Raw genomic sequence first — 5845 nt, forward strand, 5'->3', positions numbered from 1 at the left:
GGCGATATCCTCTATAGTTGCAAAGACGGTGGTCAACGTATCCAGCTCTCTCAGGATGGCCTGTGCCTCACGGTTGAGGGTCTTGATTGGGATGTCTGAGACCTCCAGGGGTGCAACGGCGGCAATGAGGCTGTCGATTTCTTCTGCGGTGTTTTGTGCCGGGGCATCACAGGCAACGGGTGTAGTCATGGCTCCCGTGAAGGACTGCAGGCATGTGGCGGCATTGCTGACCCGCAGCCGGAGCCAATTGAGGTCTTGCGTCATGGCTTGGGGGCTGAGGGTTTCTTCCCCCCTGTTCAGTATCTGCGTAGTTCGCTCAATATCGATGTCACCACCCGGTAGCAGGTCATTATCGGCATGTTGCAGCAACGCCCTGGAGCGCAACACCTCGGAGCAGACCTCTTGCAGCACCCTGCGGCTATCTTGCCCGTGGGCGTCGTTTTCGGGGAAGAATCCCGGCAGGAGTAAACCGATGCAGTTTTGCGGTGGTTGCGGTATTGCATCGATGAGCGTCCGGGTTGTTTCCATTGCCTTGATGTCGGGCGTTTCGGGGGCGCCGATGAATCCCTGATATTGCCTCACCAGCTCCGAAAGCCTCTGAGCCAGGGCAATGGTTTCGGCGATGTCCCTCCCGATCATGGCATCATCGCCGGAGATAAGCAGCCCCGGTGAAAACCCCCACCACGGATGCCCCCAATCAAACCTGCCGATCTCCTTAAACAATCGACCCAGGTTTTCAAGGCTGCGGCGGCGACCGTTGAGCTCCTCCGGTGACCACGCGGTGGCCTCCGGCATGGACATGTGTGCAACGCAATCCGACAGGTCACCGACGCAACGCCTGAAACGCTCCAGGCGCCAAAACGCATCATGCACCGATAGACCCAGGTTGTTACCGACAACACGGTTCATCAGTGCGGCGTGTCTGTTGAGGGTGTTCTTGTGTTGGATGAGTGCGTTTATCTTTGTCTGTAGCTGTTGTGGTTGTTGAAACTTTGTGTTGAGGCGGGCCTCGATGTCTTTGAGTATCTTTTGCTTATTGGTGGCTGCACTGTGTAGTTCAAGGCAGAAGTGTCCCAGTTGTGCCTGCCCCAGGCGACGACTTACGACTTCCAGGGCGGCCAGCTTTTCGGATACAAACAGTACCGTTTTTCCTTGTCTCAGTGCCATTGCGATGATGTTTGTAATGGTCTGGGACTTTCCGGTGCCGGGGGGGCCGTTGATGACTGTGTTTCTACCGGAGAGGACATCTATGATGGCGCTGTGTTGTGAGGAGTCGGCGTCGTAGATCAGCGGCAGATCGGATTGTGGATGCTTGTCTATTTCGTAATCTTCGGCAAACAGACTCAGAGAATCGCCGGAGCTTCCGCACCCTGACAAAACATTTTTGACTATCTCATGGTCTAAGATTTCGGGGTGTTTTTGCGGGTCTATGTCATCCCAGATTATCATCCTGGCAAAAGAGATAAAACCAAGGGTCAGTTGACACCTGACACTCCAACGCTTCATCCCCCTGATGGCATCCCTGATCTCATTAAAATAGGCCCCGGGAAGGTCCTCCTCGTAATACATTGGCAGGTGAAACGTCAGGTCTTGCTGGAGCTTTTCGCGCAACGTATAGTTTTCATTTACGTCTTCACCGGAGTAGGCAAGGCTGTACTGATAGCACCTGGTGGTGTTGTCGATGCTCCCCCTTTGCAGAGAGACAGGCACTGCCAACAGAGGGGCATTCATGGGTTTGTTGCTGGTGTCGCTTTCGTAGAATTCGAGGAAGCCAAAGATGAGGTAGAGCATATTGGTGCCGGTTTCCTCAAGTGCGCTCTGAGCCTTTGTCCTGATACCCTTGCAAATGGCATCAAGCTCCTCGGGGTACAACAGCGCCCGGACCTCTGTGTTGTCGCCGGTTTTTACGTCAGAGCAGCAGGAGACATCGAAGTCAAAATCCGTGTCGATACCGACAGATTGGGCGTACTGCTCAACTTCGGGTCTCTGTCCCTCATAGGCCTGGGGTCTTGGCAGGCATCTTATCGGGATGCTTTTCCTGTTATTGACGAGCTGATCAAAGAGCACGTCGAGGTTTGGTTTATCCACAAACCGGATGCTGTGACGTTTGGAGTGCTGGTACTTGAGTAATCGGTTCCGGGACGATAAATCAAGCAGGTGCTTGCGCATGTCCTGCAGGGTGTTTTGTATAATGTTTCTATCTTGAGACATCTTTATCTGTAAATAGTAGCATGTCCGCAGGCTGTTTGACAAGGTTGCAAGTTGCCGTTAAATGTGTACCCTGGTCTGAGAGTAGTTGAAATTGGGTAGTTTGTTTTGCTACAGTAGATATAATATGGCGGCAATGGATACCAGCAATTCTTTGATGAATGAGCTTACGGATACGGCGAATGATTCTTTGACGTGTCGGATTCTGGCGATGTTGTTAAGCAGGCCTGATGTGGAGTTGATTGATGCGCTTGACTCCGGGGCTGTGTATGAGGCACTTGAGTTCATGCAAGGCGACGTTGACCTGACGGTGTTTCGGGAGGGCAATTATAATCTGCCACAGATGTTGGAACAATACGACAGATGTTTTGAAGATGGCAGGGCAACCACACTATGTCTGGCAGAGTCCGTATACAAGAGCTGGAGTGAGGACCCCCAATGTCCTGCGTCGATGTCGGGTGCGAGGGGATATCTGATGGGCGAACCGGCACTGCACATGCTTGAGTTGTACAGGCACTTTGGGCTTGAGTACGGCAGCGAGTTTAACGGCAGGCCGGACCACCTGGTGCTGGAGCTGGACTTTCTGGCCTTCCTGTACGAAAACTACACCCAAGAGATGGCCATTCAGTTTATCGGCGACCACCTCAATTGGACAGACGAGCTGCTTGAGCGGGGCAGGGAGATAGGCCTCTGCCGTTTCTACTATTGCGTTATAAAATCAATGAATGTGTTCTTGTACCACAAGACCTCACAAATGGAGTTACGATGAAGAAACTTGCAGCGTTGATGATGTTAGCCATGCAGGTGTTTGTTATCTCCTGCAACCACACAAAAACCCAGGAGGCAGGCGCTCGGCAGGACTCCTACGGGCAACTCTGGCAGATGACCAGTACGCAGAACCCACCACAGGCAATCCCCCTGCATGTGGCCAAGACCGTTGAGTTCAAGGATGCCTCAAAGGCCACTGGCGTAGATGCGGCCCCTAAGTTGGCCCATGGTTGAAGTTAGTTGTCACCCCCCGGTCGGAGGGTAAAGAGGTCGTGGAAAAGATATACTGGAACTACATAATAGCGTTCTATCTCTTTGCCGCAGGGATCAGTGCGGGGGCGTTGTTGCTATCCATTGTGGCCGGTGCCATCAATGCTGAAAAGTACAACAGGATCGTCAGGGTTGGGGCATATGTGGCGCCTTTCCCCATAAGTGTCGGGATACTGGCGTTGGTCTTTGACCTTGAGAGGCCGTGGTTGTGCTGGAGGCTGTTTGTCACGTTTGAGGGTACCTCCGTGATGTCAATTGGCGCCTGGCTGATCCTGTTTTTCACGATTGTAAGTGTGCTGTACCTCTACCCGTGGTTGTCTGAGGTGCGTGACCCCCTGAGACTCAGGGGCTTTGTCACCCACAGGACGGTTCAGCGGTTTATACGCTACATAGGGGTTGTACTGTCCCTGGGGGTGGCCACCTATACGGGGGTGCTGATATGCACGCTTGCGGCTCGTCCTTTCTGGAACTCTCCGATGATACCGATTGTGTTTCTGGTCTCAGCCGTGATTGATGCGGTGGCTGTCATAACCCTGGGGTTGTACCTCGGGCATCCGGAGGACGATGACCTGTGTGTCAATGCGTTTTTCATGCACTGTATCGATTTCGTGCTGTTGCTTGTGCTGACCATTGTGGTGACGTTTTTCCTGGTTGGGCTGTACACCTCTACCGAAGGGGCAGGGGCGGCATTGGATGTTGTGATGAGCGGTCAGTTGAGGTTTCACTTCTGGTTTGGCGTGGTTGTCCTTGGTATGGCCATCCCCCTGACACACGTCATGCGTCAACTGCTGCCACAACTACTAGGGCACAACCACAGGCAACATCCCCTCTGGAGTGTCGTAACGGCAGAACTGTGTGTACTGCTGGGGGGATACATGTTGCGCTATGTCGTCGTCTACGCCGGGCAGTTGACAACGGCAAACCTGGTGGTCGGCTTCTGAACTGATTGGCAACTATGCAGAAGAGCATAAGTAGCTATAACGTAATTCACCCAATTAAAGAAAGAAAGGGGCGGCTCCGCCCCCCTTCAGAACCCCCCGCAAGGGGACCAGTCCCCTTGACCCCATAAGGCTGGTGATGTTATACATGTTTATGCTCGATTATTTATGCAGGGGAAAAAAGTGCCGGGGCCAGAGTAACATTTTACATGAGTAAGACAGCATTGCAATCTGTTACCCTGGCCCCGTAATTACTGTTAGGGATGGGTTTGAGCGGTTAAAAACCGTTCGCTATGTCATGTTGCATTTATCGTGCCCGACAGACATGCAAGCAAAACAGACTGTATCCTGAAAATAATCCTTGCCTCCGGTGACATATTTTGCCACGTGTGTGACAGAACGTGTCAGTTATCGGTGTCATGTAAGTTTTGCTCCTGCTGCCCTTGCACTCGTACACGCCGACTGTAGGGGTCGTAGGAGACGATAATAGTTTCGCTGTCTTTTGTGAAATAAGCCTTGAGTATCTCTTCCAACCCCATGCTGCCAAATGGCAACAGCAACTGACCGTCTCTGACATCACCGCTGGAACTTACGTATACCCTGTCGAGATGCTCAAGGGTTATCTCACGCTGCCCCTCCGGCAATTTGTAGCGCAGTTGTTTAGAGTCGAGGTCTATGGTGAGTTCGTACAACACCTTTGTATTTATGGCGGTGTCGTTGAGGTAACGCAGGGTGCTTGCAAAGCGTCCGGCCTCTGCCACCGCAGAACGGCCTGACATCCTAAGTGCGGGATAGGTCAACGCCGCAAGCACGCTCACGATAAACAGAACGACCGCAAGCTCTAAGAACGTAAAGCCCCTGGTGTTCACTCTAGTGTTCTATGTCCCAGCTCTGTATATCCTTGTTCTTTCCCTCGCCGCCTTCCTGGCCATCGGAGCCGTAGGAAAACAGGTCGTAATCGCCGTGCAGTCCGGGGCTGATGTAGACGTAGTGATTGCCCCAGGGGTCGAGCGGGATTTTCTTTTGTTCCATGTAACCACCATCCCTGTACTTACCTGGTAATTTGCCGGTTTGTGGCTTGGTGACGAGGGCATCGATACCCTGATCGGTGGAGGGATAAAAGCCGTTGTCGAGCTTGAAGAGCTTCAGGGCGGTTTCAAGATTTCTGATCTGCACCTTTGCCTCTGTAATCCTGGCGTCGTCCGTCCTGCCGATAATGCGAGGGGCAACAACCGCCGCAAGCAGACTCAAGATGAATACCACCACGATAACTTCAAGAAGCGTAAACCCTGAAGAAAAAGACGCCGGAGCGGCCTTTCCGGACTCTGACCCCCTTAAGCGCTTAATCAGATGAACATAAGGGTACTTATGCATTTCCGAGCACCCCGCATACGTGAAATAGTATCTTCATTTGTTTCTCCTTAGTTTAAATTTTTTTACATTGGCTATAATATCGATTATAGCACGTTTCGATTGGATTAAATACAAGATAATGGCATTTTACGGGGTCAAGGGGACTGGTCCCCTTGCGGGGGGTTCTGAAGGGGGGCGGAGCCCATAGGTGTTAAGTTAAGCATGATACCTCCAGTACCTCCAAGTCTTTTAGTGTTAATTTCTTAGGTTTAGGCGTATTTGACGGTTCATCAATCAACTGTAATGTT

The 5845-nt window shown here is 52.1% G+C and carries 6 protein-coding genes; 3 read left to right on the top strand and 3 right to left on the bottom strand.

Annotated features, from left to right (window positions below; all coding sequences use genetic code 11):
• A partial coding sequence (locus tag HWQ67_RS11750; RefSeq protein ID WP_218252882.1) for a DUF4011 domain-containing protein occupies positions 1–2211 on the bottom strand: 2211 nt, incomplete at its 3' end.
• Between the two features lie 124 nt (positions 2212–2335).
• On the opposite strand from HWQ67_RS11750, the gene HWQ67_RS11755 reads away from it, so the two are divergent.
• From HWQ67_RS11755 to nrfD, 3 genes are read left to right on the top strand one after another with little or no spacing between them, the layout of a single operon-like run.
• Positions 2336–2977: a TorD/DmsD family molecular chaperone gene (locus tag HWQ67_RS11755; RefSeq protein ID WP_218252883.1), complete on the top strand. Its 642-nt coding sequence runs from the start codon at positions 2336–2338 to the stop codon at positions 2975–2977.
• Positions 2974–3210 carry a hypothetical protein gene (locus tag HWQ67_RS11760; RefSeq protein ID WP_218252884.1) on the top strand — a complete coding sequence of 79 codons (237 nt, stop codon included), beginning with the start codon at positions 2974–2976 and terminating at the stop codon, positions 3208–3210. Before HWQ67_RS11755 ends, HWQ67_RS11760 begins: the two co-directional genes overlap by 4 nt.
• Complete coding sequence (gene nrfD, locus HWQ67_RS11765; RefSeq protein WP_218252885.1) at positions 3207–4187, top strand: NrfD/PsrC family molybdoenzyme membrane anchor subunit; 981 nt, start codon at positions 3207–3209, stop codon at positions 4185–4187. Before HWQ67_RS11760 ends, nrfD begins: the two co-directional genes overlap by 4 nt.
• A gap of 401 nt (positions 4188–4588) precedes the next feature.
• Here nrfD and HWQ67_RS11770 read toward each other — a convergent pair whose 3' ends face one another.
• Together HWQ67_RS11770 and gspG are read right to left on the bottom strand one after the other, a co-directional pair.
• Positions 4589–5053, bottom strand: a complete 465-nt coding sequence (locus HWQ67_RS11770) for a pilus assembly FimT family protein (RefSeq protein ID WP_218252886.1) — start codon at positions 5051–5053, stop codon at positions 4589–4591.
• Position 5054: 1 nt separating this feature from the next.
• Complete coding sequence (gene gspG / locus HWQ67_RS11775) at positions 5055–5558, bottom strand: type II secretion system major pseudopilin GspG (RefSeq protein ID WP_218252887.1); 504 nt, start codon at positions 5556–5558, stop codon at positions 5055–5057.
• Positions 5559–5845 lie beyond the last annotated feature (287 nt).

The organism is Candidatus Magnetobacterium casense (assembly GCF_019173545.1).
Classification (GTDB): domain Bacteria; phylum Nitrospirota; class Thermodesulfovibrionia; order Thermodesulfovibrionales; family Magnetobacteriaceae; genus Magnetobacterium; species Magnetobacterium cryptolimnobacter.

Bases quoted from the DNA above. Each gene is read 5' to 3' on its own strand.
- HWQ67_RS11755 (WP_218252883.1), top strand. From the start codon at position 2,336: ATGGCGGCAATGGATACCAGCAATTCTTTGATGAATGAGCTTACGGAT.
- gspG (WP_218252887.1), bottom strand. From the start codon at position 5,558: ATGCATAAGTACCCTTATGTTCATCTGATTAAGCGCTTAAGGGGGTCA.
- HWQ67_RS11760 (WP_218252884.1), top strand. From the start codon at position 2,974: ATGAAGAAACTTGCAGCGTTGATGATGTTAGCCATGCAGGTGTTTGTT.